The organism is Pseudomonas sp. DWRC2-2 (genome assembly GCF_049897885.1).
GTDB classification, from domain to species: domain Bacteria; phylum Pseudomonadota; class Gammaproteobacteria; order Pseudomonadales; family Pseudomonadaceae; genus Aquipseudomonas; species Aquipseudomonas azotoformans_A.
The window spans coordinates 330,906-355,268 of the sequence record NZ_JAFCXD010000005.1 but is presented as its reverse complement, the minus strand read 5'-3'; the positions used below and the strand labels follow the sequence as shown (position 1 = coordinate 355,268).

Genomic DNA, 24,363 nt, shown 5'->3' with positions numbered 1-24,363 from the left:
AAGAGAAACCTTCGCTTGTAGTCCGCGCATTGTGCGGGTTTTGCAACAGTGTAGTTATCACGAATTGTTTAACTCTGCGTGAGGATTCCGCGACCGGCCAGGGCTCAGGATGGTTTCAATGCTTATGGAGGAATGCCCCATGTACTCACGCCGACAATTACTCCTGGCCGGTGGCGGCCTGGGTGTCGCGGTTCTGGCCGGTGGCCTGCTCAAACAGCTCGACTTGGTCACCGAAGCCGAAGCCGCCGAAACCTTCGAAGTCACTCACACCGACGCGCAATGGCGCAGCCTGCTCACTGCCGAGCAGTACGAAATCCTGCGCGAGGAGGGCACTGAGCGTCCTTACACCAGCGCGCTGAACGACGAACACCGTGCCGGGACCTTCGCCTGCGCCGGTTGTGCCTTGCCGCTGTTTTCCTCGACCACCAAATTCAACAGCCACACCGGCTGGCCGAGCTTCTGGCAGCCCCTGGACAACGCCGTTGCCAGCCGCAGGGACACGTCCCACGGCGTGGTGCGCAAGGAAATCCACTGCCGTCGCTGCGGCGGCCATCAAGGGCACGTGTTCGATGATGGCCCGCCACCCACCGGCCTGCGCTACTGCATGAACGGCGCCGCCATGACGTTCACGGCGGCTTAAGCCGATGTCTTTCTCTTATAAGGTTCCCTGCCATGTGGCTTCTGGTTCTCGCGTACCTGGGCGGCGTGCTGACAATCGTCAGCCCGTGCATCCTGCCTGTTCTGCCTTTTGTCTTCGCTCGCACCGGGCAGCCGTTTTTGCGCAGTGGCTTGCCGCTGTTAGCGGGGATGGCGGTGACATTCGCCCTGGTGGCAACGCTCGCGGCGGTGGGCGGCGGCTGGGTGGTGCAAGTCAATCAGTACGGTCGCTGGCTCGCGTTGCTGTGCGTTGCGCTGTTCGGCTTAACGCTATTGCTGCCGCAGCTGTCGGAACGTCTGACACGCCCGTTAGTGGCCGCCGGCAGTCGCCTGTCGGAAGCCGCCGGGGCCGATGCCAGGCCGCGTCCGGGCGCATCGTTCCTGATCGGCGTGGCCACCGGGTTGCTGTGGGCACCGTGCGCCGGGCCGATCCTGGGGCTGGTGCTCACCGGCGCCGCACTGCAGGGCGCCAGCATCGGCACTACCTTGCTCTTGCTGGCTTACGCCGCCGGGGCTGCTACCTCCCTCGCGCTGGCCTTGTTGGTCGGCGGTAAAGTCTTTGGTTTCATGAAAAAGTCCCTGGGTGCCGGTGAATGGCTGCGCCGAGGCCTGGGTGCGCTGATGCTGGCCGGGGTGGCCGCCATTGCGCTGGGCCTGGACACCGGCGTGCTGTCGCGGTTATCGACTGCCTCCACCGGCGGCCTGGAGCAACGCCTGGTAGACACCCTCAGCGCCAAGCCGGAACAAAAGGGCGGGGCGATGATGGCGGGGGGCGCAATGATGGCCGCCGCCAACCACAGCGACACACTGCCCATCGAAGGTGCGCTGCCGCCCCTGGACGGCGCCGTGCAATGGCTCAACAGCCCGCCACTGAGCGCCGAAGCGCTCAAGGGCAAGGTGGTGCTGGTGGATTTCTGGACCTATTCCTGCATCAACTGCCTGCGCACCTTGCCCTACGTGAAAGCCTGGGCCGAAAAATACCGCGACCAGGGCCTGGTGGTGATTGGCGTACACGCGCCGGAATTCGCCTTTGAACGCGACGTGAACAACGTGACCAAGGCCATGAAAGACCTGGGCATTACCTACCCGGTGGCCATCGACAACAACTACAAGGTCTGGCGCGCGTTCAACAACCAGTACTGGCCGGCCCATTACTTTGCCGATGCCAAGGGGCAGATCCGCTATCACCACTTTGGCGAGGGCGACTATGCCGAGTCGGAGCGGGTGATCCAGCAGTTGCTGCGTGAAGCCGGAGCCCAGCACGTCGCAGGCGGCTTGATCGAAGCCGACGCCAAGGGCGTGCAGCAAGCGCCGGACATGAACGAAGTGCAATCGCCGGAAACCTACCTGGGCGCCCAGCGTGCCGAGAACTTCGTCAAATCCGGCCCCCTGGCCCTGAACAACTGGACCCTGGAAGGCCAATGGAACGTCGGCGGCCAGCAGGTCACCCTCGACCAGGCCGGCGGGCGCATCGTCTACCGCTTCCATGCCCGCGACCTGCATCTGGTACTGGGTCCTGGCGCCGATGGAAAACCGGTGCGCTTCAAAGTCACGATCGATGGCCAGGCCCCAGGCGAAGCCCACGGCACCGACTTGGCCCCGGATGGCCGCGGCACCGTCACCGAACAGCGCTTGTACCAGCTTGTGCGTCAGCGGGGCGCCGTGCAGGACCGCACCTTCACCATCGAATTCCTCGACCCCAACGTGTCGGCGTATGCCTTTACCTTTGGTTAACCCGGAGTGCCTACCATGAATGTATTCAAATACCTGCCCGCACTGGCCTTCGCCGCCTTCGTCGGCCAAAGCTCAGCCTTCTCCTTCGGCGCCGCCGACGATGCCGTTGTCATCGCGCCGCCGGCCCTGGACCTGCCAGCAACCTCAGGCAACCTGCAAACCGCCGTGTTCGCCGGCGGCTGCTTCTGGGGTGTACAGGGGGTATTCCAGCACGTGCAAGGGGTGAAAAACGCCGTGTCCGGTTACGACGGTGGGGCGGCGAGTACCGCCCAATATGAAGCCGTCAGTGAAGGCGATACCGGCCACGCCGAGTCCGTGTCCGTCACCTACGACCCAAGCACAGTCAGCTACGGCAAACTGCTGCGGATCTACTTCTCGGTCGCCCACAACCCCACCGAACTCAACCGCCAGGGCCCAGACACCGGCACCCAATACCGATCTGCAATCTTCGCGCAGAACGCCGAGCAACAAAAAGTCGCCCAGGCCTACATCGCTCAACTGGATGAGGCCAACGCGTTCGGCAAACCCATCGTCACGAAAATCGAAATGGGCAAGGCGTTCTACCCGGCGGAGTCCTACCATCAGGACTTTCTCACCGAGAACCCGTCCTACCCCTACATCGTGATCAACGACCTGCCGAAAGTGGCGCAACTGAAAAAGCTGTTTCCGACGCAATACAGCGCCGAGCCGGTGCTGGTGAAAAACCAGTAATCAGCCTTTGGCCTTGGCCAGGTAAGGTGCCAGGCGCCGGCCCATTTCCTCACCCAGGGCTTGCAGCCCGCTCAACGGGCGGACCATCACTTCAAACTCGATGATCTGCCCGTGTTCGTTGAAGCGGATCAGGTCGATGCCCTTGAGCTGCTTGTCGCCCACGCGCGCGCTGAATTCCAGCACCACACTCAGGCCATCGCCGGTAGCGAGTTCACGGTGATAAGTAAAGTCTTCGAAGACGTTGATCACCGTATTGAGGATCATCGACACCACCGGCGCGCCAGGGTAGGGCGTATGAGCCATTGGTGAGCGGAAGACGGCGTCGGGCGCCAACAGTTCGGGCAGGGCCTTGAGGTCACGATTGGCCAACATGGCGTGCCAGCGTTGCAGGGTGTGTGCAGCCGCAGGGTTGAGCGTGAGTTCGGACATGTTCTGTACCTGTTCTTATGGTGGGAAGGCATTTCACCTGCCCAACATAAGAGCGGTATCCAAACAGGGTCAATCACCCTAACTTACAGATAAGTGACCTAAGCGCACTTAGACCATCTCCAGGTACGAGCTGTGAATCGCCCGCGCCAACTCGCGCACGGTGTCGATAAAGTCCGTGAGACGGGCGTGCAATCCCTCCTCAAGAATCTCTTCGATCCCGGTATACCTCAGCCGTGCCTCGAACTCTGCCGCCAAACGCTGCGCCGTGCGCCCATAACTGCCGGGCAGGTCCGCCAGGATATGGCTCAGTTCTTCGATGCAGGCATGCAACGAACGCGGCACATCACTGCGCAACAGCAGCAACTCGGACACGGAGCGGGCATTCAATGCATTCGGGTACAGCTCGGTATACGCCTCGAACGACGACAACGCGCGGAGCAGGGCGCTCCACTGGTAATAACCGCGTGCCGACAAGTCGCTGACTTCTTCCGACTCCTCGCCAAACATCTCGTACCGCGCATCCAGCAAGCGCAGGGTGTTGTCGGCGCGCTCGACAAAGGTGCCGAGGCGGATAAACCGGTAGGCATCATTGCGCATGATCGTCCCGGACGTCGCCCCCCGGAACAGGTGCGAGCGCTGCTTGACCCAATCACAGAAGTGACTGATGCCATGCCGCGCCAGGCCGCCGGCGGCGATGCTGCGCATTTCCAGCCAGGTGGCGTTGAGGTTTTCCCACATGTCGGCGGTGATGCGCCCGCGTACCGCGTGGGCATTGCCGCGTGCGGCGCGCAGGCAGTTGTAGATGCTCGCCGGGTTTTCTTCGTCGAGGGCGAAAAAGTGCAGCATGCGCTCGGCGTCCAGCTGTTTATGGCGCTCCAGGTAACTGTCCAGGGTGCCGCTGCTGAGCAAGGACATGGCCAGCTCATCCAGGCCGTCACTGCGCCCGGCCTGGGGCATCAATGACAGGGAATAACTGACTTCGAGCATGCGCGCCAGGTTCTCGGCGCGCTCCAGGTAACGGGACATCCAGTACAGATCTGCGGCGGTTCTACTCAACATACTCAGCCCTCCACCACCCAGGTGTCCTTGGTTCCGCCGCCTTGCGACGAGTTGACGATCAACGAACCTTCCTTCAGCGCCACGCGGGTGAGGCCACCGGGCACCAGGCGGGTTTCCTTGCCCGAGAGTACAAACGGCCGCAGGTCGATATGCCGTGGGGCGATGCCGTTTTCGACAAAGGTCGGGCAGGTGGAGAGGCTCAACGTCGGCTGGGCAATGTAGGCGTGGGGCCTGGCCTTGATGCGTTGGCGGAAATCCTCAATCTCGGCAGCGCTGGAGGCCGGGCCGACCAGCATGCCGTAGCCGCCGGAGCCCTGGGTTTCCTTGACCACCAATTCCGGCAGGTTGGCCAGCACGTGGGACAGTTCATCCGGCTTACGGCACTGGAAAGTCGGTACGTTCTGTAACACCGGTTCTTCGTCCAGGTAGAAACGGATCATTTCCGGCACATAGGGGTAGATCGATTTGTCGTCGGCCACGCCGGTGCCGATGGCATTGGCCAGCACCACATTGTCTGCGCAATAGGCGGCGACCAGACCGGGCACGCCGAGCATCGACTCAGGGTTGAAGGCCTTGGGGTCGAGAAAAGCGTCGTCGATACGCCGGTAGATCACATCCACTGGCTTGGGGCCGTCGGTGGTGCGCATGAACACCTTGAGGTCCTGCACGAACAGGTCCGCGCCCTCTACCAATTCCACGCCCATTTCACGGGCCAGGAACGCATGCTCGAAGAACGCGCTGTTGAAGCGACCGGGCGTCAGCACCACCACGTTGGGGTTGTCCAGGCGGCTTGAGCTTTTCAGGGTCTTGAGCAGCAGGTTGGGGTAGTGGTCCACCGGTGCGATGCGCTGCTTGGCGAACACCTCGGGGAACAGGCGCATCATCATCTTGCGGTCTTCGAGCATGTAGCTCACGCCGCTGGGGGTGCGTAGGTTGTCTTCCAGCACGTAGTAGGTGCCGTCGCCATCGCGCACCAGGTCCACGCCGGAAATGTGCGAATAGATGTCGCGGTGCAGGTCCAGCCCGACCATGGCCTTCTGGTAACCCTCGTTGCCCAGCACCTGGTCTGCCGGAATGATCCCGGCCTTGATGATGCGCTGGTCGTGGTAGATGTCGGCGAGGAACATGTTCAGCGCATTCACGCGCTGGATACAGCCGCGTTCGATCACGCTCCACTCACTGGCGGGAATGCTGCGCGGGATGATGTCGAAGGGGATCAGGCGCTCGGTGTCTTGCTCGTCGCCATACAAGGTGAAGGTGATTCCGGCGCGGTGGAACAGCAAATCGGCTTCACGGCGACGCTGGGCCAGCAGCTCCGGCGGCGTATTCGCCAGCCAGCGGGAGAAATCCTGGTAATGCGCACGGCACACGCCGTTTGCGTCATTCATTTCATCAAAGAAAGATCGAGCCATTCCAGTACCTTGTCAGTGCCGAGGGGAACAGGTGGCACTGCCGTTTCAAAAAACGCATTTTTTATGAGCCCGTGGCGGTGGGTGCCAATGGGCCAGGTCCTTACTTTCTTATGGGGTCGGCTCTGGGTCGGGGGGTAACCAATGCTCCTGTATCCGGGCAGATGAATGGATAAAGCAATGCTTGTGCCGGAAACCCTAAAACACCAATCCCTTTGTGGTGGACGGGCTTCTGTGGCGAGCGGGCTTTTGTGGCAAGCCCGCTCGCCACAGAAGGCCATGCTCAGCACAGTGCACGCCATGCTCCGACTTGGTGCATGAACAAACTTGAACTTCATCCGCCCGCGATTCTTCTAACAGCACACGAACCTGCATGGAGCACCGCCGTGCCCAGAATCATTTCACCCGAAACCCCGGAATCGAGCCTGCCCGATCACAGCGAACACAACGCCAAGATCTTCGGTTCGCCCAAGGACCGCCTGGACTTCTACCGGCGTGAAATCCAATACGAAACCACCATTCTCGCCAACCGTACGGACGCCTATCTCACCGCGCAGTCCTTCCTGGTGATCGCCTTCGTCTCCGGCATGGGCAACCTCAACCCCGAGTGGGGCAAGCTGTTCACCGTGGTGGTGCCGATTTTCCTCGCGGCGCTGGGCATCCTCAGTTCCCTCAACGCCTGGCCAGGGATACGCGCGGCGTATGACATCATCGACCACTGGCACTTCAAGCAAAGCGAGTTGTTGCGCAGCGAGCCGGTGATGGGCATGGCGTACGACGAATCGCCGCTGTTTTCCGAGATGGAGTCGTCCCACAAGGGCTACCGCAAGTCGCTGCTGTTCTCCATGCGCGCACCCTGGCTGTTCATGGTGTTCTGGGTACTGCTCGCCGCGTATGCGTTTTATATCCAGGTCGACAACCCTGGGTCGTAAGCCGATGGAACTTCACCGCCCTGGGCATGACCTTAACTCTACCCAGGCGATATTTTCCGAGAGGTAACCATGAGCACAGACAAACAACCCGCCACCGGTGCGGATGCGCCCAAAGACCCGGTGCCGGCCAAAGACCCCAAGGCCAAGGAAAACGACTACAGTCCAGACTTCAAACCCAAGCCTGAGCCCAAGCCTGAAACCGATGCCGATATCGACACCCAAGGCGGTTAGAGGAGACGGTCATGTCCAAAGAACTCGACGATGAACTCAACGACCCAGGTAACGAAGACCCGGGTTCACTGATGGACGATGCAGAAGTGCCGCTGAACGATCTGGATGACGCGGCGGATGTGGGCAATACCGAAAACCAGGACTGAGCGTCACTCGATCATCTGTGAGCCAATGGTCTTCATCCGGATCATATCCATCAACTGCCGCAACCCCGGCTGTGACTGGCGCCGGCTGGGGTAATACATGCACAACGGCTCGCCCATGCAGGCCCAGTCCGGCATCACCTCCACCAGGCGGCCTTCTTTTAGCTCCTGTTCCACACGGTTGGACAGGCAGTAGGCAATCCCCACCCCTTGCAGAGCGGCATTGACGATGGTCTCGGTGTCGGCCGCGCTGAAGTGGCCGGGCACGTCGATGCGTTGTTGCCGTGTGCCTTTGCCCAATTCCCACTTGTAGGTGGTCTTATCGCCCAGGTACATGCGGATGCAGGCATGTTCCAGCAAGTCCTTGGGCGCCTGGGGCGTGCCGCGTCGGGCGAGATACGTGGGGGAGGCGACCATGATCCAGCGCAGCTCAGCCGTCAGTGGTACAGCGACCATGTCCTGGGGCACGGTGGCACCGTAGCGGATACCCGCGTCGTAACCTTCAGCGATGATATCGATCATCTGGTCCTGCACGATCAGGTCCAGGCGCAGTTGCGGGTAAGCCGCGCAAAAGTCCCCTAGAATCGGCGCCAGCAGCAGGACCGCTGCATCCCGTGGCACATTCAGGCGCAGGCGGCCGATCGGTGCCTCGCGGTACAACTCCAGGGTATCGAGGCCGTCCTTGATGGTGGCAAACCCCTGGAGGAGTTTTTCCGCCAACAGGGAGCCCGCATCGGTGGGTTCCACGGCGCGGCTGGTGCGATAGAGCAGCTTGACGCCCAGGCGGGTTTCCAGGTTGCGCATGGTGTGGCTCAACGCCGAGGTGGTCACCCCCAGTTCATGAGCGGCGTGGCGGAAGCTGCGGCGGCGGATGATCGCAATGAACACATTGAGATCAGCCAATTCGGAGCGGTTGAAAGCAGCCATTTCAAGTCTCTTGAGCGGGAATTCGGCTGTATGCGGCGTTGAGCCCGATTCAACCGTAGATGACTTAGAGTAATTGTTTTTCTAAGCATTATTGCGCGCCATGGGATTTTTTTATGCACGTTGAGACCATCAGAATTGCCGGCATCGACCAAACGGTCTCGCGGATTGCCCTCGGCACCTGGTCCATGGGCGGGCACCTGTGGGGTGGGGCGGATAATGAACAAGCCATCCGCACGCTGCGCCATGCCCTGGCCATCGGTATCAACTTGATCGACACCGCGCCGGTGTACGGCTTTGGCCTGTCCGAAGAGCTGATCGGCAAAGCCCTGCGCGGCGTGCGCCACAGCGCGGTGATCGCGACCAAGGCCGGGCTGCAATGGGACGCCGGCACACCCCGGCGCAACGCCACGGCCCAGCGCATCCGCAAGGAAGTCGAGGACTCCCTGGTGCGCCTGCAAACCGACTACATCGACCTGTACCAGATCCACTGGCCAGACCCGCTGGTGGCCCAGGAAGAAACCGCCGATGAACTGGAACGCCTGCGCCGTGAAGGCAAGATCCTCGCGGTCGGCGTGAGTAACTATTCCTCCGCGCAAATGGACGATTTCAGCCAGTACACCGCACTGGCCACGGTGCAGCCGCCCTATAACCTGTTCGAACGAGCCATCGACAGCGACATCCTGCCCTATGCCAAGCAACATTCCCTGGTGGTATTGGCCTACGGCCCGCTGTGCCGCGGTTTGCTCAGCGGCAGCATGCACTCGGCCACACGCTTTGCCGGCGATGACGTACGCAAGCTCGACCCCAAGTTCAAGGCGCCGCGTTTCGAACAATACCTGGCTGCCGTGGCCGCGCTGGATATGTACGCCCGCGAGTGCCACGGCAAATCAGTGCTGGCCTTGGCCCTGCGCTGGGTGCTTGATCAAGGCCCGACCATCGCCCTGTGGGGCGCCCGGCGACCTGAGCAGTTGAAAGGCTACGAAGAAGCCTTCGGCTGGCACCTGACGCCCGAAGACCTGACGCATATCGACCGTATCCTGGCCAGCACGATAAAAGATCCGATCGGCCCGGAATTTTTGGCCCCGCCCAAGCGTTAACCCTGCGACAGGGATGTCGCCAGCAACACACATAACATCCCTGTACGTCGAGGTTTTTGCATGAAGCGCGGTTCCGTAGTCACGATCGCTGGTGGTTTGCTCTGTGGGTTGGTGCTCGTGGGGGCCTGGAAGTGGCGGGGTAGCCCGGATGCCTTGTGGCAGACCGTCAGCCAGCAATGTGTGCCCCACCAGCAACAGCAGCTCAAGCCCGACCCCTGCCTGGCGGTGGACCTGGACCGCGGCTACGTCCTGTACAAAGACCGCAACGGCCCGCTGCACAACCTGCTGATGCCGGCGGACAAGGTCACCGGTATCGAAGACCCGGCCCTTGGCCGCGCGCTGCTGCCGCATTACTTCACCCAGGCCTGGCAACATCGGCGGGTGTTGTCCGAGGGCTTGAAAAAACCGATTGCCGATCAGTTCGTCTCGGTGGCGATCAACTCTCGCTACGGTCGCTCCCAGAACCAGTTGCACGTGCATATCGCCTGCCTGCGCCCGGATGTCTATAGCACGCTCAACCAGCAAGTACTGGATGAGCAGTGGCGCACGCTGCCGGTGCAGTTGATGGGGCACACCTACAGCGCCCGGATGCTGTCGGCGGCCGACGCCGAGCTGCGCGACCCACTGGCAGTGTTGCGTGATTATGTGGACGCCCAAGGCGACTCGATGAGCCAGTACAGCTTGTTGATGGCACCGCGTGCCGATGGCAATTTCGTGCTGCTGAGCACCCATGTCACGTTGAGCGAGCTGAACCTCGGCTCGGCCGGCGAATTGCAGGACTATCGCTGCGACCTGATGAGCCAGCTGTAAACCCACAAAATCACCACAACGACCTCTTTGGAGCATAAACGACACGGCCGCAAACTTACCCATTGAACGACTGTTCAGTTTGAACTATGTTGACCGCATCCACCCGTTTGTCACGTAACGGGTTCGCGCTGTTTCTTCTTGAACGAGAGGCTCTGGCATGCGGTTTTCCCCCTTCGTCGAACGAATTGCAGGGCAGGGCGTAGCCGCCTGGGACATCCACCACGCCGCATTCCAGGCGGCCAGCCAGGGCGAAGACATCATCATCCTCAGCGTTGGCGATCCGGATTTCGCCACGCCGTCCTTCATTACCGACGCCGCCGTAAGTGCCTTGCGCGAAGGTGACACCCACTACACCGAAATTCCCGGTCGCCCGGCATTGCGCGAGGCCATTGCGGCACGCTACAGCCAGACTCTGGGCCGTCGGCTGAACGCCGAAAACGTGATCACCGTCGCGGGTGCACAGAACGCCTTGTTCGTGACCTCCCTGTGTCTGTTGCAAGCGGGTGATGAAGTACTGGTGCTCGACCCGATGTACGTCACCTACGAGGCCACGCTCAAGGCCAGTGGTGCGACACTGGTGCGTGTGCCCTGTTCGCCGGAATCCGGCTTTCGCCTCGATGCCCGGTTGCTCGGCGCAGCCATCACACCGCGTACGCGGGCGATTTTCTTCTCCAACCCGAACAACCCGACCGGCGTGGTGCTCAACCCGCACGAACTGCAAGCCATTGCCGACCTGGCCATCGCCCACGACCTGTGGGTGGTGGTGGATGAGGTCTATGAAAGCCTGGTGTTCGACGGTGAGTACCACAGCCTTGCGGCGTTGCCGGGCATGGCCGAGCGCTGCGTGGTGATTGGCAGCCTGTCCAAGTCCCATGCCATGACCGGCTGGCGCATTGGCTGGATCATCGCCACGCCGCAGATGGTCGCCCACGCCGAAACCCTGGTGCTGAGTATGCTCTACGGGCTGCCGGGCTTCGTGATGGAAGCCGCCACCGCCGCCGTACTGGCCCATGACGAGGTGACCCAGGGCATGCGCGAGATTTATCGGCGCCGACGCGACCTGGTGGTGAGGGGGCTGAGTGCGTGCCCTGGCATCCAGGTGCAGGCACCGCAAGCCGGGATGTTTGTGCTGGTAGATGTGCGCGGCACCGGCCTGGGCTCCCTCGACTTTGCCTGGCGCCTGTTTCGGGAAGCCGGGGTTTCGGTGCTCGACGCCGCCGCCTTTGGCGAGCCGGCCCAGGGTTTCGTGCGCTTGTCGTTCACCCTGGGTGAAGAGCGCCTGAGCGAAGCCTGCCAACGCATCGTGCAATTTGTCGCCAAGCTGGCCGGTGAGCCGCGTGTTGCGGCGGCGCCCAGGATCGAAGGGGTGCCGCCGGCCGCAGTCAAAAAGATGATCGAGGTCATCGACCTGCACAAACGCTTCGGCAATATCGAAGTACTCAAGGGCATTTCCCTCACGGCCCACGAAGGCGACGTGATCTCGCTGATCGGCGCCAGCGGCTCGGGTAAAAGCACCTTGCTGCGCTGCATCAATATGCTCGAAGTGCCGGACCAGGGCAGCATCCATGTGGATGGCGAAAGCATCAAGCTCAACTACGGTCGGCCCGGCGCGCCCCTGGTCGCAGATGCCAAACAGCTGGTACGCATTCGCTCGACCCTGGGCATGGTGTTCCAGAACTTCAACCTGTGGCCACACCGCACGGTCCTGGAAAACCTTATCGAAGCCCCCACCCAGGTCCTGCGCGAAAGCCGTGCCGAGGCCATCGAACGCGCCGAAGCCTTGCTCGACCGCGTCGGCCTGGCCGCCAAGCGCAACGAATACCCGGCGTTCCTCTCCGGCGGCCAACAGCAACGGGTGGCGATTGCCCGTGCGCTGGCCATGCGTCCCAAAGTCATGCTGTTCGACGAACCCACCTCGGCCCTCGACCCGGAGCTGGTGGGCGAAGTGCTACGCGTTATCCGCTCCCTGGCCGAGGAAGGTCGCACCATGATCCTGGTCACCCATGAAATGGCGTTCGCCCGGGATGTGTCGTCGAAAGTGGCGTTTCTGCACCAAGGCATGATCGAAGAAACCGGCTCGCCGGATGCGGTGTTTATCGACCCACGCAGTGAACGTTGCCGACAGTTCGTCAACGCGCATCAAACTCGCTAACTCCATAAAAAGACGGGGCAAAATCATGAAATCCAAGCGTATGGCAACGTGGTTGAGCAGTGCTGTGTTGATGTTGGCTGCAGGCTTCACCCAGGCGGCGGAAAAGCCCATCGTGTTTGCGGTCGCCGCGGAGCCCTATCCGCCGTTCACCGTTAAAGGCGGCAACGGACAGTGGTCCGGCTTTGAAGTGGACCTGATCCACAAACTCTGCGAAGGCATGAAAGCCGAGTGCCAGATCAAGGAAGTGGCGTGGGACGGCATTATTCCCTCGTTGCTGGCGAAGAAGATCGACGTGATTTTTTCGTCGATGTCGGTGACCGATGAGCGTGAAAAACAGATCGCTTTCAGCCGCGCCTACTACGATTCCCTGTTGGGTGTTGCCGGCCCTAAAGGCAGCGAAGTCGAGATCTCCCCGGCGGGCCTCAAGGGCAAGTTGATCGGCGTGCAGATCTCCACGGTCAGCGCCAACTACCTGAAGAAGTACTACGAAAATATCGCGGACCTGAAGTACTACGACACCCAGGAATCGGCCAACGCCGACCTGATCGCCGGGCGTATCGACTACATGATGGCCGACGACACCGCCATCGCCATGATGGTCAAGACGCCTGAAGCCAGCGGCCTGGCGCATATCGCCAGCGTGCCCTACGACCCGATCATCGGCCGAGGCGTCGGCGCCGGCCTGCGCAAGGAAGACACGGCGCTCAAGGCGCGGCTGGATAAGGCCATCGGCGAATTGCTGGTGAGCAAGGACTACGACGACCTGTCGCAGCACTATTTCGGCCTGTCGGTCAGCCCGTGCAAGCGCGGCGACACCCCGGCGTTTGTCAGCAAGACCTGTGAAAGCCCCTATCAACAAGTCGCCCAGAAGACCGAATAATGCTCGACCTCTTAAGCTTCGGCGAACAAGGGTGGGGCAATGCGTTGCTCAAAGGGTTGTGGATGACCCTGCAAATCTCCGCCGGCTCGTTTGCGGTGGGTGTGTTGATCGGCCTGGTGGTGGCCTGCGCCAAGCTCAGTGCGCCACGGCCGATTGCGCTGCTGATGCGCGGCTACACCACGGTGTTTCGTGCGGTGCCGGAACTGCTGCTGATCCTGCTGCTGTATTACGCCGGCTCCATGGGTCTCAACGCGCTGATGCTGGGGATGGGCTTCGAGCAGATGAACATCAGCGGCCCGCTGGTGGCGATCCTGGTGTTGGGCCTGGTGCAGGGCGCCTACGCGTCGGAGATCTTCCGCGCGGCGATCCTGGCGATTCCCCACGGCCAGATCGAAGCCGCACGGGCGTTTGGCTTGAGCGGGTTTGGCCTGTTCCGCCGGGTGACCTTGCCGATCATGGCGCCGTTCGCCCTGGCCGGCATGTCCAACCTGTGGATCAACCTAATCAAGGACAGTGCGTTGATCAGCGTGGTCGGCACCAACGAGTTGCTGTACACCGCCAAGCAGGCGGCGGGCTCGACCCGTCAGTATTTGCTGTTCTACCTCACGGCCGCCGCCTTGTATTATCTGGTGACGCTGGCTTCCAACTACCTGTCCGGGCGCCTGGAGCGACGTATCCGTCGCTGGATGCCGGTTGTCGAGTGAGCGAGCCATGCCTGAATGGATAAGTTATTACGCCGGCCTGATCGCCAAGGGCTTGCAGACCACCTTGTCGCTGCTGGTGATCTCGGCGGTGTTGGGTTTTGCCCTGGCGGTGCTGGTGGCGTTGGCGCGCTTGTCGCGGCGCAAATGGCTGGCCCGTGGCGCGCTGGCCTACACCAGTGTGTTGCGCGGCACGCCGTTGCTGATCCAGATCTACATTTTCTACTACGGGCTGGGCAGCCTGTTTGCCCAGTTCCCGATGATTCGCGGCAGCTTTCTGTGGCCGTACCTGCGTGACGGTTACTGGTACATCGTGTTTGCCCTGGTGTTGTCGGTGGGTGCCTACGTCGGCGAAGTGATCCGCGGTGGCCTGCTGGCGGTGCCCAAGGGCGAAATGGAAGCCGCCTCGGCATTTGGCATGACACCCCGCCAGGCCCTGCTGCGCGTGCGTTTGCCACGGGCAATGCGCCTGTTGTTGCCGACCTTGGCCGGGGAGACCGTGATGCTGCTCAAATCCACCGCGCTGGCCTCGACCATTGCCGTGGTCGACCTGTTGGGCGCGGCCAACGTGGTCCGCGCGCAGACCTTGCAGATCTACCAGCCGCTGCTGCTGGTGGCGGCGGTCTACCTGTGCCTGACCTTTCTCATCGAAGGTGTCTACGCCATCGCCGAACGGCGCGGTACGCCGCTGCGCAGGTCGGCCGGATGAAACAGGACCGCTCTTTGCAAGGGATTGCCCTGTGTTCGCTGGCGTATTTGTTCCTGGCGTTGCAGGACGCGGTGGTCAAGTGGCTGGTGGCCGATTACTCGGTGTTCACCATCCTGTTCTGGCGCAGCCTGGTGGTAGTGGTCGCGTGCTTGATCGCCGGGCGCATGAGCCTCGTGCGCAGTGCCTGGACGTCGGTGAGCCGGCGCTTGCTGATCATTCGCGGCTTGTTGTCGTTGCTCGCGTGGTTGCTGTACTACACGGCGGCCAAGGACCTGAGCCTGGCGGAAATGACCACACTGTATTTCTCTGCGCCGATCATGGTCACGCTGCTGGCTGCGCTGATCCTCAAGGAACGCGCCAGCCGGGGTCAATGGATCGCGTTGATCATCGGCTTTGTCGGGGTGGTCATCGCCTGCCGTCCTACGCATATGCTCGACCCTTGGCCCATCGCCCTGACGTTGGGCGCGGCGTTGTGCTGGGCGTTTACCTATATCCAGTTGCGCCAGGTCGACCCGAGCAGCTCGGTGCTGGAGCAAATGCTGATCACCAACGTCGTGTTTGTGCTGTGCATGGGCGTGACCTTGCCCTGGACTCACACACCGGCGCCCGCGCCGGCCTGGCTGGGCATGTTGGCGGCGGGCTTGGTCGGCGGCATCGGGCAATTCCTGCTGTTTGCCAGCTTCCGCCGCGCCACCGCGACCTTACTCGCGCCATTCGAATACACCGGGCTGATCTGGGCGTTCCTCCTGTCGAGCCTGGTGTGGGGCACCTTGATGGATGGCTCGCTGATCATCGGCGCGGTGTTGATCGCCATCAGCGGCACCCTGGCCATGCTCAGCGCACGGCATCCGGTGTCACAGGACGTGGTCGGCGCCGAATGCACCCTGACGCAACCCCTGTACCCAGCAGCGGCAGATGTGCAGCCCGTTGGCGGGGCTGAAGGTGCCGGGGTTGAGGCACCCCTCGAGCCAGAGTCCGTCGAGCATCGCCGATAAACCGATGGCGGCCAGGTGGCTGTCGTGGATCAGCAGGTTTTCACTGCGGGCCAGATCGTCCAGCAGTTGTTGGATCAATGCCAGGTAGGCGTGGTAGCTGTTTTCGTGGGACTGGTTCACATGGGGCGAGTGGCGGATCAGGCTCCAGAACACCACCCACACGCCCAGCAGGTCGGGGTCCATGACCCGGGGCGAGAATGAGGCGCTGAGGAATGCATCCAGGCGCGCGGCAGGGCCTTCGGCCTGTTCCACGTGCGCCCAGAGGGCACTGGTCAGTTCGTTGGCCAGCTTGTGGTAGGTCTCGGCAATCAGCGCATCGATGCTGCCGAAATGGTGGTTGAGCAACCCCACCGACACCCCGGCCTCGGAAGCGATACGGCGCACGGAAATCCCCGCATGCCCATCGCGCGCCAGGCAGGTGAGGGTGGCAGCAATCAGCAGGTCCCGGCGTTCGTCGGGATCGGCACGGCGCAGTTTGGGCAGCTCGGGGGTCATGGGCAGGCCTTGGATGGAACAGCACAGCGCTCAGGTTAGTTGAACATGTGTTCAATCTCTACCGATTAATTGATCAGAGGAGGGCAAGGCATGGCGAAAGACCTTTCGTGGCAGGTGACGGGCGATTCCGGCAATGTGCTGCACATCGGCGCCTGGCGCTTCGACGGCGACGGGCGCGGGCCGAAGGTGCACCTGCAGGCCGGTGTGCACGCCGACGAAATCGCCGGGATGCTGGTGCTGCATAAACTCCTGCCGCGCTTGCAGGCGTGCGCCGAGCAGGGCCGGCTCAAAGGCACGGTCACGGTGGTGCCCCAAGCCAATCCCTTTGGTATCGGCCAGTTTCGCCAGGGCCGCTTGCTCGGGCGCTTTCACGAAGCCACCGGGCAGAACTTCAACCGTGCCTTCGATTGTTCGCTGGCCATGGCGCGCCCGGCGAGCAACCTGGCGCAATGGCAGAAACGCCTGGTGCAACTGGCCGCCGATGCCGACTTGATTCTGGACCTGCACACCGACGACGAGGCGTTGCCCTACCTCTACATCCACCGCAGCTTCTGGCCCGAACAAGGCCTGGCACTGGCGGCGGCGTTGCAGGTGGACCTGGTGATTGTCTGGGATGAAGGCGGTGATGGCTCCTTTGAAGAAACCCTGATCAACCACGCTTCGCCGCAACTGGCGGCAACCATTGAACTGCGCGGGCAGGCGGACGTCAGCGATGCCCTGGCGCAACAGGACGCGGATGGGCTGTGGGCGTGGTTGTGCATCAATGGCGTGATCGACGAGGTGGCCAACATTGCCGAATGGCAAGGCGAGGTGGTCGACATGGGCTGTATGGAGACCGTCCTTGCACCCTGCGCGGGTGTGCTGGTGTTCGAAAAGGGCTTGGGCGACGACCTGGAAGAAGGCCAGCGTTTCGCGCGGATTATCGGCCGACCCGGTGACCCGGCCTCCGAAGTGACCCTGCACGCCGCTCAGGCCGGACGCATGGTCACCGGCCACCGTGAGCGCCTGGTGGCACAGGGCTCGGTAGTCGCCAAGTTCACCGGCACACGCTTATCCGACAGCTACAGCGGCGGCGTGCTGGACCCGTAGCGGCGCCTGCAACTGTATCCACTCGCGCGGGCTGGTGCCGATCTTGCGCCGGAACGCACGGGCCAGCGCCGAGGGACTCTCGTAACCGACTTCATCGGCGATCAGGGCGATGGGGCGACCTTCACGCAGGCGTTTCTGCGCCAGGCTCACGCGCCAGCTCAGCACATAGTCGGCTGGCGTCTGGCCGACCACTTTATGGAAGTGCGCGGCGAAACTGGCACGGGACATGTTCGACTCAACCGCCATTTCCTGCACGGTCCACGGGCGTTCGGGGTTGTTGTGCAGCAGGGTCATGGCCCGCGCCAGGCGCAGGTCGGCCAGGCCCGACATCATGCCGGTGGTCATGCTGTGATAGGCCATCATGTGGCGCAGGAACTGAATCACCATCAGCTCGAACAGCCGGTTCATCACTGCCTCGCGTCCGCAGTGTTCAGCGAAGGCTTCATCGAACAGCCAGTCCAGTGTGCTGGCGATCATCGGGATCTGCCTGAGCGGCATCACGATGGTGTCGGTCAGCGCCACGGACAGCGGGTTATCGATCCCCCCATCAAAACGCAGCGAAGCCGCCACCACCTGGGCGCCATCGGCTTTGGCCGCCACCAGCCGATGGGGCAGGGGACGCGGCACCAGCACCAAACTGGGCTCGGGAATGCGCAGGGTGCCGTCGGGCATTTCCAGGCTGGCCTGGCCATCCTTGAGCAGGTAGACCCGGCCGCGCTGCTGCAGATCGCGGGTGTCGAGGGCGCCGTGCAGCGGCCCACTGTGAAAGGTATCGGCACCGATGCCGAAGTGCACCAGCAGTGTGGACAAACGATCCATGACTCACCTGATTTCAATTAATGATCTGCTTAGACGATCTGCGCCATATCGTCGACTATTAGCCTCCATTTGTAAAACGCGCTTCGGCATCATGGCCTCACGTTCAACGCCTTGAGCGCCCACCCCCCCAACGGACCAAACGTTCATGAAAACCTTCAAGTTCTCCCGCGTCGTCGCCGCCCTGATCACCGGCGCACTCGCCCTCGGTGTCGCCACTGCCAGTATTGCCGCCCCACAGAAAGCCACCGTCGTGCTGGTGCACGGCGCGTTCGCCGACGCCTCCAGCTGGAACGGCGTGATCGCCGGGCTCAAGGCTGAAGGCTACCCGGTGGTCGCCGTGGCTAACCCGCTGCGCAGCGTCAAGACCGACTCGGACTACGTGGCCGATATCGTCGAACACACCCAAGGCCCGGTGATTCTGGTCGGCCATTCCTACGGTGGCTCGGTGATCTCCAACGCCGTGCATGGCAGCAGCAAGGTCAAAGCGCTGGTCTACGTCGCCGCGTTTGCCCCGGAAAAAGGCGAGACCGCGTTTGAGCTGTCCGGCCGTTACCCTGGCGGCACCCTCGGCCCGACCCTGGACAAACCCGTGATTTCCAAGGACGGCGTGACCGACCTGTACATCCAGCAAGACAAGTTCAACAGCCAGTTCGCCGCCGACGTGGCGCCCAAGGAAGCCCAGTTGATGGCAGCCGGGCAACGCCCGATCACCGAAGCTGCGCTGAAGGAACCGTCGGGTGACCCGGCCTGGAAAACCGTGCCGTCCTACTTCATATACGGTTCAGCGGACAAAAATATTCCCGAGGCCGCGCTTAAATTCATGGCTGACCGTGCGGGCTCCAAGGAAACCGTGGACGTGAAGGGCGCTTCCCACGTGGTAATGGTGTCGAACCCGGCGCGGGTGGTGGCGATCATCAATGATGCGGCCAAGGCCAACGCGCAGTAACCAAAAGAGTGGGGGCCCAGGCCCCCATTTTGTTATTGATCGAACAGTGAACCGCGCTGCTTCAACCGCCGCATCGCACTGTCCAGATGCGCCCGCGCACTGGCCGGGTCGCCTTCACGCATCTGCTCATACGCCACCTGCGCCACCGCCGGGTCAATCGGCTTGAGCGGCTGCCCGCTGGCCATGGCTTTCAACTGCACCTCGGCCGCCCGCTCCAGGTAGTACAGATCATCCCAGGCTTCGGCGATGTTCGGCGCAGCCACCATCACTCCATGATTCTTCAGGAACAGAATGTCAGCATCGCCCAACGCTGCAGCGATACGCTGACCTTCACGGTTATCCAACGCCAGGCCGTTGTAATCCTCATCCACCGCCGTGCGCCCATAGAACTTCAACGCCGTCTGCCCCAGCCACAGCAAGGGCGGGCCTTGCAGCAGGCACAGTGCCGTCGCATTCGGCATATGGGTATGGAACGCCGCCTTGATGCGCGGCTGCTGTTGATGCAGCTGGGCGTGGATGTAGAACGCCGTGGCTTCCGGCGTGCCGTCGCCGTCGATCACGTTGCCGTGAAAGTCACACACCAGCAGACGGGACGCAGTGATTTCCTCGAAGGCGTAGCCGAACGGATTGACGAAAAACACATCGTCATGCCCCGGCACCGTCGCTGAAAAGTGATTGCAGATGCCTTCTTCCATGCCATGCAGCACCGCCAATTGCAGGCAAGCCGCGAGTTCTACGCGGGCGTCGATGGCGGCCAGGCTATCGAGATTCAAGCGCCCGGCGCGCGGGCCAAGGGAGGAGGGCGTGAAGGTATGGGCCATGGTTCACCACCCCAAGGACTTGAACAGTTCGGGAACGCCGTCGAGGGTTGGCAGGATCGCGTCGGGTGTGTAGTCGGCCAGCAATTGGCGACCGGTGCCACGGTCGATCCATACGCAGCGAAAACCGATATCGCGCGCGGCGGCGTGATCCAGGTGCGGGCTGGCGCAGATGTGCACCACCTCATCCAGGCTCACGCCCAGCTGTTCATGGGCATAGTCGAACAGACGGCGATTGGGCTTGTAGGCACCGGCTTGCTGGGCGGTGATCACCCGGTCGATGTGGCCACCCAGTTGCGCCACATTGCCGGCGATCACGTCATCGTCGGTGTTGGAAACGATGCACAGTTTGTAGCCCAGGGCCTTCAACTGTTTGAGCGTATCCACCACTTCGGGAAACGGTGGCATTGCGCTGATGCTATCAGTGAGCGTCGCACCATCGTGGTCATTGGCAGGCAAGCCCAGCTCCTTGAGCGCGAGTTGCAGGCTCAGCCCGGCCAGGGTGCGAAAGCTGCGGTGCGGTGGGGTTTGCTCCAGGGCGTGTTCGTGGTGGTCGTAGACGCTGAGCAGCGTTTCGCGGTCGACCTGGTGTTCGCCTTTCTGATCCAGGATCCGGTCGATGGCGGCACGCAGGCCTTCATCCCATTGGATCAGGGTGCCGTAGCAATCAAAGGTCAGCCACAACGGGCGAGGGGAGTGTTCGAGTGGCATGGAGCACCTGTAAAAAGAGTGGGTGGTCGATGCAGCATAGGAAACCTCGCTCTTAGTAGGAAATTAAATTAACCTCTACATCACAGTTGAATTGTCGATAAGAAGGTTGCCGCCATGTTTGATCTGGAACTCTTGCACACGCTGGTCTGCGTGGTCGACGAAGGCAGCTTCACCCGTGCGGCCGAGCGCGTGCACCGCACCCAGTCCACGGTCAGCCAGCAGATTCGCAAGCTGGAAGAAAGCGTCGGCCAGGTGTTGCTGGTGCGCGACCGTTCGGGTCAGCAAGTCAGTGCCACCGAACACGGCGAACTGCTGACCCATTACGCGCGCCGTCTGTTGAACCTGTCCCGCGAAGCCCGCGATGCCTTGGACACTGAGGCCAGCGTAGTGCCGGTGCGCCTGGGCGTGCCCGAGGATTTCGACGCGACGCGCATGGCGTCGATGCTTTCGGGTTTCGTACGTGCCCGCCCCGAGGCGCGGCTGGAGACGGTCAGCGGCATGAGCACCGACCTGCGCCGACAATTGGAAAGCGGCGAAATCGACATCGCCCTGGTCAAGCGCGAAGCCGGCAGCGGCGAGTGCCACGCCATCTGGCCGGAGCCCTTGGTGTGGGTATGTGGCCAGGGCCAGAATATGCAACTCGACACCTTGCCCCTGGCGCTGTTTCCCCAGGGCTGCATCTACCGCCAGCGCGCCATTCGCACCTTGGACAAGGCCCGGCGCAGTTGGCGCGTGGCGTTTGGCAGCCACAGCCTCACCGGGATCCAGGCGGCGGTCACGTCAGGGTTGGGCATCAGCATCCTGCCGAAAAGTGCCGTACTGCCCAGCCACCGCATCTGCACCGAGCTTCCTCCTGTGCCGCCGTCGGAACTGGCGTTGGTCAGCGGCGCCGAGCGCCTGAGCGCGACTCACCGTGGATTGATCGAGTGCCTGCGCGAGGAGATTTCACGGAGTCTGTGAACGCTCCAGCAGCAGCCGCTCCAGGGTGGCCACCGGCAATGGCCGGCTGAACAGGTAGCCTTGGATCTGATCACAGCCGGCGTCTTTCAAGAACGCCAATTGCGCCTGGGTTTCCACGCCTTCGGCGACCACCCGCAGGTTGAGGCTGTGGGCCAGTTCAATGATGGTGCGGGTGATTGCGGCGTCCTGGGGGTTGCTGGTGACTTCGCGGATAAACGCGATGTCGATTTTCAGCGTGTCGATGGGAAAACGCCGCAGGTACGCCAGGCTTGAATAGCCGGTGCCAAAATCGTCGATGGAGATTTTCACGCCCATGGCATGCAAGCGTTGCAGGCTGGCGATGGTGTGTTGGGTGTTTTCCATCAGCGAGCCTTCGGTCAGCTCCACTTCCAGCCAGTGCGGCTCGACGCCGGTTAGCGCGAGGATACGTGCGATATCGGCAATCAGGTCGCCTTCTATGAGTTGATGGCCGGAAACGTTGACCGACACCTCCACAGCGCCAATAGCACTGCGTTGCCAGTCCGCAATCTGTTGGCAAACGGCCTCGATCACCCAGCGTCCCACCGCTACGATCAGGCCGAGGCTCTCCAATACCGGTACGAACACCGCGGGGGAAACGGCGCCATGCCCCGGTCGGTCCCAGCGCAGCAGGGCCTCAAGCGCGCAAAGCTGGCCCGTCGCAAGCTCGACTTTAGGCTGGTAGTGCACGATGAACTCATTGCGTTCCACGGCCTGGCGCAGGGCGGTTTCCAGGTCCCGACGGTCGACGTCGGGTTGCAGGGCTTGGCGTAGGTTATCCGCCCGCTCGCCGTGAGCGGTGAGCCGCAGCAGGTTGCGCACACGCAAAGACAGTTCGATACGCTCGATCGGTTTGCTGATGAACTCTTCGGCACCGCTTTCCAGGCCACTGACGCGCGCACCAGGATCACTGAGGGCCGACAGCATGATAATGGGAATACCCGCCGTAACGTCGTCACTTTTCAATTGGCTGGCCACCTCATACCCATCCATCCCCGGCATCATGATGTCCAGCAGGATCAGGTCGGGCGCCTGCTGCGCCACCACCTGCAGCGCCTCTTCGCCGCTGCTCGCGCTGACGGTCTGGTAGCCTTCGTGGTGCAACAGCGTTTCCAGGAGCTTGCGCACCTGAGGTTCATCATCAACGATCAGCAACGTGGCCATGGGTGCATTCTCATCTGAGAGGGTCGTTGTGGGTTTGCAGCAGCGTATCGATCACCTGATACAGCTCCTTGTAACGCAGGGGTTTGATCACATAGGCGTCGCAGCCGGCCAGCCGGGTCTTTTCGCGGTCTTCCTTCATCGCCATGGCGGTCAGGGCGATCACCGGAATGTGCGCCGTCAGCGGGTCCTGCTTGAGCAGAGCCGTGGCGGCCAGGCCGTCCATGCCAGGCAGTTGGATATCCATCAGGATCAAGGCCGGTTGCTGTTCGCGGGCCTGGGTCAGGCCGGTCTCGGCATCGGGCGCCCACACGGTTGTATGGCCGGCGTTCACCAGCAACAGGCGCGCCAGGCGCATATTGGCTTCATTGTCTTCAACGATCAGGACGTGGGCCATGGAGCCTCCGCCGCGCGGTGCAGTGGCAACCACGCCACAAACCGCGCGCCACAGCCTTCGCGACTGGCCACCGCAACACTGCCACCGTGCAAGTCGGCCAGTTGCTTGACCATCGCCAACCCCAGGCCCGTGCCTTCGAATTTGCGCGCCAGGCTGCTGTCGATCTGGCTGAAGGCCTTGAACAGCTTGCCCATATCGTCCTCGGCAATGCCGATACCGGTGTCGCTGACGCTCAACTCCAGGAATTGCTGCTGAGGGCTCGCGGGCAAGGCAAAGCGATACACCGGCCAATCGCCGGGAATTTGCCCGACCTGTTCGCGGGTGACCTGGCGCACCGTCAGCGTTACCGAACTGCCGTGTTCGCTGAACTTCACCGCGTTGGCCAGCAGGTTGTAGACGATCTGCTTGGTCTTGCGCAGGTCCAGTTCCAGGTGGCCGAGGTCGTCGGGACATTCCAGCTTCAATTGGATACGTTGCAGCGCGGCCTTTTCTCGCACGATCAACAGGCTGTTGGCCAGAAGGCCCGCCAGCTCAACGCTTTCCAGTTCCAACTCCATCATTCCGGCCTCGACCTTGGACAGGTCGAGAATGTCGTTGATCAACGACAGCAAGTGCTGGCCGCTGGTGAAGATGTCCCCGATGTACTCGCGCTGGGTCTCGCTCATGTCACCGACCAGGCCGTCCTTGAGCGCCTCGGAAAAGCCGATCACCGCATTCAGCGGCGTGCGCAGCTCGTGGGACATGGTGGCGAGGAACTCGGACTTCATGTGGCTGGCGTGCTCCAGTTCCAGGTTCTTTTCTTCCAGGGCGCGCTCGAAGCCTTTGCGCTCGGCTTCTTCCTGCTTGCGCGCGGTGTTGTCGGTGCCGATCAGCAGGTAACCGATGATGGTGTCATGCCGGTTGCGCAGGGCGGTCACCGAAACCATGGCCGACAGGCGACTGCCGTCCTGGCGGATGTAGGTCAGCTCGTAGATGTCTTCGATGCCGCGGGAAGCCTTGAACACCAGGGCTTCGAAACCCGGCGTAATGGGCGTGTCCAGTTCCAGGCTGAGGGCAGCGGCGCGGGTGATCAGCTCGACAGGGTCGGAAATATCGGCGGGGGTGATGCGGTTGACCACGTCGGCGGCGGCATAACCGAGCATGCGTTCGGCACCGACGTTGAAGATCTGGATCACGCCTTTTTCATCGGTGGCGATGCTGGAGAAGTAGGCGCTGTTGAAGATGGCATCTTGCAGCGCGCCGGTCTTGAGCAGGGTTTTCTGCCGTTTGAACTCGACGATTTTTTCGGCGCGCGATTGCGGCTGTTCGGGTAACGGTGTGTCCATCGCTTGGGCGTTCCGTGACGTTCAGGCCCGCCACCGTCAACCGACAAT

General features: G+C 62.1%; 26 protein-coding genes and 1 pseudogene. 16 read left to right on the top strand and 11 right to left on the bottom strand.

What is annotated here, in order from left to right:
* Nucleotides 1-139: 139 nt before the first annotated feature.
* From msrB to msrA, 3 genes are read left to right on the top strand one after another with little or no spacing between them, the layout of a single operon-like run.
* The gene (gene msrB, locus ACP7EW_RS23450; RefSeq protein WP_426220101.1) at nucleotides 140-640 is read left to right on the top strand and encodes a peptide-methionine (R)-S-oxide reductase MsrB; all 501 of its coding nucleotides are present in this window, start codon (nucleotides 140-142) and stop codon (nucleotides 638-640) included.
* Between the two features lie 32 nt (nucleotides 641-672).
* Nucleotides 673-2,391, top strand: coding sequence for a cytochrome c biogenesis protein DipZ (locus tag ACP7EW_RS23445; RefSeq protein WP_426220099.1), 1,719 nt, complete (start codon nucleotides 673-675; stop codon nucleotides 2,389-2,391).
* A 15-nt stretch (nucleotides 2,392-2,406) separates the two neighbouring features.
* A complete protein-coding gene (gene msrA, locus ACP7EW_RS23440; RefSeq protein WP_426220097.1) occupies nucleotides 2,407-3,102 on the top strand; it encodes a peptide-methionine (S)-S-oxide reductase MsrA in 696 nt (231 codons plus the stop codon).
* Here msrA and ACP7EW_RS23435 read toward each other — a convergent pair whose 3' ends face one another.
* From ACP7EW_RS23435 to ACP7EW_RS23425, 3 genes are all read right to left on the bottom strand, one after another.
* Complete coding sequence (locus tag ACP7EW_RS23435; protein ID WP_426220095.1) at nucleotides 3,103-3,531, bottom strand: nuclear transport factor 2 family protein; 429 nt, start codon at nucleotides 3,529-3,531, stop codon at nucleotides 3,103-3,105.
* Nucleotides 3,532-3,639: 108 nt separating this feature from the next.
* The gene (locus tag ACP7EW_RS23430; protein WP_426220093.1) at nucleotides 3,640-4,590 is read right to left on the bottom strand and encodes an alpha-E domain-containing protein; all 951 of its coding nucleotides are present in this window, start codon (nucleotides 4,588-4,590) and stop codon (nucleotides 3,640-3,642) included.
* Between the two features lie 2 nt (nucleotides 4,591-4,592).
* Complete coding sequence (locus ACP7EW_RS23425; RefSeq protein WP_426220091.1) at nucleotides 4,593-6,002, bottom strand: circularly permuted type 2 ATP-grasp protein; 1,410 nt, start codon at nucleotides 6,000-6,002, stop codon at nucleotides 4,593-4,595.
* 383 nt (nucleotides 6,003-6,385) lie between these two features.
* Between ACP7EW_RS23425 and ACP7EW_RS23420 the strand changes: the two genes are divergently transcribed.
* The 3 genes from ACP7EW_RS23420 (at nucleotide 6,386) to ACP7EW_RS23410 (ending at nucleotide 7,308) form a co-directional block, all read left to right on the top strand.
* On the top strand, nucleotides 6,386-6,931 hold the full coding sequence (locus ACP7EW_RS23420) for a hypothetical protein (RefSeq protein ID WP_033902169.1): 546 nt from the start codon (nucleotides 6,386-6,388) through the stop codon (nucleotides 6,929-6,931).
* Nucleotides 6,932-7,000: 69 nt separating this feature from the next.
* Nucleotides 7,001-7,162 carry a hypothetical protein gene (locus tag ACP7EW_RS23415; RefSeq protein ID WP_010210501.1) on the top strand — a complete coding sequence of 54 codons (162 nt, stop codon included), beginning with the start codon at nucleotides 7,001-7,003 and terminating at the stop codon, nucleotides 7,160-7,162.
* Between the two features lie 11 nt (nucleotides 7,163-7,173).
* Nucleotides 7,174-7,308, top strand: coding sequence for a hypothetical protein (locus ACP7EW_RS23410; protein ID WP_256348987.1), 135 nt, complete (start codon nucleotides 7,174-7,176; stop codon nucleotides 7,306-7,308).
* Nucleotides 7,309-7,311: 3 nt separating this feature from the next.
* Here ACP7EW_RS23410 and ACP7EW_RS23405 read toward each other — a convergent pair whose 3' ends face one another.
* Nucleotides 7,312-8,232 (bottom strand): LysR family transcriptional regulator, encoded by a 921-nt coding sequence (locus ACP7EW_RS23405; RefSeq protein ID WP_426220089.1) that lies wholly within the window; start codon nucleotides 8,230-8,232, stop codon nucleotides 7,312-7,314.
* Between the two features lie 113 nt (nucleotides 8,233-8,345).
* On the opposite strand from ACP7EW_RS23405, the gene ACP7EW_RS23400 reads away from it, so the two are divergent.
* From ACP7EW_RS23400 to ACP7EW_RS23370, 7 genes are all read left to right on the top strand, one after another.
* Nucleotides 8,346-9,329, top strand: coding sequence for an aldo/keto reductase (locus tag ACP7EW_RS23400; RefSeq protein ID WP_426220087.1), 984 nt, complete (start codon nucleotides 8,346-8,348; stop codon nucleotides 9,327-9,329).
* 60 nt (nucleotides 9,330-9,389) lie between these two features.
* Nucleotides 9,390-10,139: a CDP-diacylglycerol diphosphatase gene (locus ACP7EW_RS23395; protein WP_426220085.1), complete on the top strand. Its 750-nt coding sequence runs from the start codon at nucleotides 9,390-9,392 to the stop codon at nucleotides 10,137-10,139.
* Between the two features lie 157 nt (nucleotides 10,140-10,296).
* Nucleotides 10,297-12,291 carry an aminotransferase class I/II-fold pyridoxal phosphate-dependent enzyme gene (locus ACP7EW_RS23390; protein ID WP_426220083.1) on the top strand — a complete coding sequence of 665 codons (1,995 nt, stop codon included), beginning with the start codon at nucleotides 10,297-10,299 and terminating at the stop codon, nucleotides 12,289-12,291.
* A 25-nt stretch (nucleotides 12,292-12,316) separates the two neighbouring features.
* A complete protein-coding gene (locus ACP7EW_RS23385) occupies nucleotides 12,317-13,171 on the top strand; it encodes a transporter substrate-binding domain-containing protein (protein WP_426220081.1) in 855 nt (284 codons plus the stop codon).
* The gene (locus ACP7EW_RS23380; protein ID WP_033902177.1) at nucleotides 13,171-13,875 is read left to right on the top strand and encodes an ABC transporter permease; all 705 of its coding nucleotides are present in this window, start codon (nucleotides 13,171-13,173) and stop codon (nucleotides 13,873-13,875) included. Before ACP7EW_RS23385 ends, ACP7EW_RS23380 begins: the two co-directional genes overlap by 1 nt.
* Nucleotides 13,876-13,882: 7 nt before the next feature.
* A complete protein-coding gene (locus tag ACP7EW_RS23375) occupies nucleotides 13,883-14,581 on the top strand; it encodes an ABC transporter permease (protein WP_028616125.1) in 699 nt (232 codons plus the stop codon).
* Nucleotides 14,578-15,576 (top strand): DMT family transporter, encoded by a 999-nt coding sequence (locus tag ACP7EW_RS23370; RefSeq protein ID WP_426220079.1) that lies wholly within the window; start codon nucleotides 14,578-14,580, stop codon nucleotides 15,574-15,576. Before ACP7EW_RS23375 ends, ACP7EW_RS23370 begins: the two co-directional genes overlap by 4 nt.
* On the opposite strand, the pseudogene ACP7EW_RS23365 reads toward ACP7EW_RS23370, so the two are convergent.
* Nucleotides 15,532-16,071 (bottom strand): annotated as a pseudogene (locus ACP7EW_RS23365) (TetR/AcrR family transcriptional regulator); the annotation flags it as partial. The gene ACP7EW_RS23370 and the pseudogene ACP7EW_RS23365 overlap by 45 nt on opposite strands.
* A 90-nt stretch (nucleotides 16,072-16,161) precedes the next feature.
* Here ACP7EW_RS23365 and ACP7EW_RS23360 point away from each other — a divergent pair.
* Nucleotides 16,162-17,160: a succinylglutamate desuccinylase gene (locus ACP7EW_RS23360; protein ID WP_426220077.1), complete on the top strand. Its 999-nt coding sequence runs from the start codon at nucleotides 16,162-16,164 to the stop codon at nucleotides 17,158-17,160.
* Here the strand turns inward: ACP7EW_RS23360 and ACP7EW_RS23355 are convergent.
* Complete coding sequence (locus ACP7EW_RS23355; RefSeq protein ID WP_426220075.1) at nucleotides 17,122-17,979, bottom strand: cupin domain-containing protein; 858 nt, start codon at nucleotides 17,977-17,979, stop codon at nucleotides 17,122-17,124. The two genes, ACP7EW_RS23360 and ACP7EW_RS23355, sit on opposite strands and share 39 nt — an antisense overlap.
* Nucleotides 17,980-18,124: 145 nt before the next feature.
* Between ACP7EW_RS23355 and ACP7EW_RS23350 the strand changes: the two genes are divergently transcribed.
* Nucleotides 18,125-18,925, top strand: a complete 801-nt coding sequence (locus ACP7EW_RS23350; protein WP_426220073.1) for an alpha/beta fold hydrolase — start codon at nucleotides 18,125-18,127, stop codon at nucleotides 18,923-18,925.
* A gap of 32 nt (nucleotides 18,926-18,957) precedes the next feature.
* Here ACP7EW_RS23350 and ACP7EW_RS23345 read toward each other — a convergent pair whose 3' ends face one another.
* Together ACP7EW_RS23345 and ACP7EW_RS23340 are read right to left on the bottom strand one after the other, a co-directional pair.
* Complete coding sequence (locus ACP7EW_RS23345) at nucleotides 18,958-19,746, bottom strand: aldolase (protein ID WP_426220071.1); 789 nt, start codon at nucleotides 19,744-19,746, stop codon at nucleotides 18,958-18,960.
* Between the two features lie 3 nt (nucleotides 19,747-19,749).
* Nucleotides 19,750-20,454: a haloacid dehalogenase type II gene (locus ACP7EW_RS23340; RefSeq protein WP_426220069.1), complete on the bottom strand. Its 705-nt coding sequence runs from the start codon at nucleotides 20,452-20,454 to the stop codon at nucleotides 19,750-19,752.
* A 114-nt stretch (nucleotides 20,455-20,568) separates the two neighbouring features.
* Between ACP7EW_RS23340 and ACP7EW_RS23335 the strand changes: the two genes are divergently transcribed.
* A complete protein-coding gene (locus ACP7EW_RS23335) occupies nucleotides 20,569-21,414 on the top strand; it encodes a LysR family transcriptional regulator (protein WP_426220067.1) in 846 nt (281 codons plus the stop codon).
* On the opposite strand, the gene ACP7EW_RS23330 is transcribed toward ACP7EW_RS23335, so the two are convergent.
* From ACP7EW_RS23330 to ACP7EW_RS23320, 3 genes are read right to left on the bottom strand one after another with little or no spacing between them, the layout of a single operon-like run.
* Nucleotides 21,400-22,596, bottom strand: coding sequence for an EAL domain-containing response regulator (locus ACP7EW_RS23330; protein ID WP_426220065.1), 1,197 nt, complete (start codon nucleotides 22,594-22,596; stop codon nucleotides 21,400-21,402). The two genes, ACP7EW_RS23335 and ACP7EW_RS23330, sit on opposite strands and share 15 nt — an antisense overlap.
* 10 nt (nucleotides 22,597-22,606) lie before the next feature.
* Nucleotides 22,607-22,990: a response regulator gene (locus ACP7EW_RS23325; protein ID WP_016975699.1), complete on the bottom strand. Its 384-nt coding sequence runs from the start codon at nucleotides 22,988-22,990 to the stop codon at nucleotides 22,607-22,609.
* Entirely contained in the window at nucleotides 22,975-24,315 is a 1,341-nt protein-coding gene (locus ACP7EW_RS23320; protein WP_177128148.1) for a sensor histidine kinase, read from the bottom strand. Before ACP7EW_RS23320 ends, ACP7EW_RS23325 begins: the two co-directional genes overlap by 16 nt.
* Nucleotides 24,316-24,363 lie beyond the last annotated feature (48 nt).